Genomic DNA, 2262 nt, shown 5'->3' on the forward strand with positions numbered 1-2262 from the left:
GGGTCCGGCATGTACGTCGGAGTGATGATGTCGTCCTTGGACAGGTAGAGTTCCACCTCCGTGGAGTCCCCCACGGTGCCCTGGTTGCACACCGTCACCGTCGCGGTGAACGGATCGTTGTGCCTGACGCTGGCGGGTCCCGTCACCGAGGTGACGACGAAGTCCGGGTTGTTGCCGATACCCACGCGGGTGCCGGCCAGGGTGTTGTTGTCCTCGATGAGCTCGGGGCGGCTGTTGACCGGATCAGCCACGGCTCCCAGGTACCAGGGGCCCGAGGACGGCACCCACGCACTGAAGGACTGCGTGAGCGTCCGGCACTGCCCGGGCTCGAGGTAGTTGCCATAGACGTAACCCAAGGGCTGGTCCGTGGACGGATCCGGCGAGTTCGTCGGGGTGATGGTGGCGTCCGAGGACAGGTACAGCTCCACTTGCGTGGAGTCCGCCTGGGTGCCCTGGTTGCACACCGTCACCGTCGCGTTGAACTGCTGGCCGGGCATGACGCTGGCGGGCCCCTTCACCGTGGTGACGACGAAGTCCGGCCTGTGGCCCACGCCCATGAGGGTGCCAGCCAGGGTGTTGTTGTCGTCGATGAGCTCGGGGCGGTAGTTGCCCGGATCAACCGCGGCGCCCACGTACCAGGCGCCCTCGGAAGGCACCCACGCACTGACGGACTGGGTGAGCGTCTGGCACTGCCCGGGATTGAGGTAGTGGATGGGGAGATAACCCACGGGCTGGTCCGTGGACGGATCCGGCGAGTTCGTCGGGGTGATGGTGGCATCCGCGGACAGGTACAGCTCCGCCTCCGTGGAGCCTCCCTGGGTGCCCTGGTTGCACACCGTCACCTTGGCGGTGAACTGCTGGCCCGGCATGGTGCTGGCGGGTCCCTTCACCGAAGTGACGACGAAGTCCGGGTTGTGGCCAATGCCCATGCGGGTGCCGGCCAGGGCATTGTTGTCCTCGCGGGCCTCGGGGCGGAAGTTGCCTGGGTCAACCACGGCGCCCAGGTACCAGGCGCCCTCGGAGGGCACCCACGCACTGACGGAGTGCGTGAGCGTCTGGCACTGCCCGGGGCTGAGGTAGTTGATGGAGAGGTAGCCCAGGGGCTGGTCCGCGGCCGGGTCCGGAGGCTTCGTCGAGGAGATGAGGGCGTCCGAGGACAGGTAGAGCTCCACCTCCGTGGAGTCTCCCATCGAGCCCTGGTTGCACACCGTCACCGTCGCGGTGAACTGCTGGCCCGGCGTGACGCTGGCGGGCCCCTTCACCGAGGTGATGGCGAAGTCCGGAACCGATTCCGCGGCCTGCCCGGCGACTCCCAGCGTGGTGCTCTCCGCGTCCCCGGACTTCCCACATCCGCCCAAACCCAACAGCATCACGGCGCCTAGGACGCCGCCCCTCCAGGCTTTCCCGGTCATGTTCTGCCCCCAAAGAATTCGACTGAGTCAAAAGGACCTCAGTGAATTCTCAGGGTTACCGTTTTTCCTGGAAAAGCTCAAGAACTGCCAGCGAGGATCAGGCCTGGACCTCGGCGCCCTCGCTCACCCAGGGGCGCTTGCGCACCGCGTCCTTGATCCACGTGATGTGCCGCTCCTCGTCCCGGCGGTTCTTCTCGATGAGCGTGCGCACCTCGGGGCTCCACTCGAAGCTCAGCGCCAGCTCATAGGCCCGGTTGGAGAACTCCTCGTTGCCGAGCATCGCCACCAGCGCGGCCTCCGTTCCCATCATGCTCGACATGGCCGTCAGGCCCTTCATCGCCGCGCCCTTCAAATCCGGCCGCAGCTCCACCGGCTCCCCGCCGAAGCGACGGATGAACGCGTTGAGGTCCTGCACGTGGCGCACGTGGTCCACCCGGAACTCGTTCAGCCGCTCGCGCACCAGCGGCTCCTTCACCCGGGCGATGGCCGCGTCGTACGCCCCCACCGCGTCCACGTCCAACTGAGCCAGACTGCGCAGCTTCTCCACCTCGGACTTGCGTCCCATGTGTCTCCCCCCGCCCTCGCGACGAAAAGTCCCCGGCAATCTGAGGGGACCCCGCTGCCCGGCCAACCCATGGCCTCCGCGCTCGCCTGCACAGCGAGCAGGGCAGCACCACCCCCGTCCACCGACCCGGCCCCCCATGCGCACCTTTGCTTCCGTACCGCTTCACCAGACGGAGGCAGTCATGAAGAACGAAGACACGGTCACCACCAATGTCGAGATGCAGACGCGGCGCATCCCGTCCATCGGATTCCTCGGCGTCGCCATCGGGTGCATGGCCGCCAGCGC

General features: G+C 67.1%; 2 protein-coding genes. Both read right to left on the reverse strand.

Features of this window, described 5'->3' with window-relative positions:
• The coding region (locus VF794_RS39515) for a CARDB domain-containing protein (protein WP_331118844.1) at positions 1–1370 on the reverse strand (1370 nt) is incomplete at its 3' end.
• Positions 1371–1509: 139 nt separating this feature from the next.
• A complete protein-coding gene (locus VF794_RS39520) occupies positions 1510–1977 on the reverse strand; it encodes a ferritin-like domain-containing protein (protein ID WP_331118846.1) in 468 nt (155 codons plus the stop codon).
• Positions 1978–2262 lie beyond the last annotated feature (285 nt).

This window comes from Archangium sp. (genome assembly GCF_036389735.1).
In the GTDB taxonomy this organism is placed as follows: domain Bacteria; phylum Myxococcota; class Myxococcia; order Myxococcales; family Myxococcaceae; genus Archangium.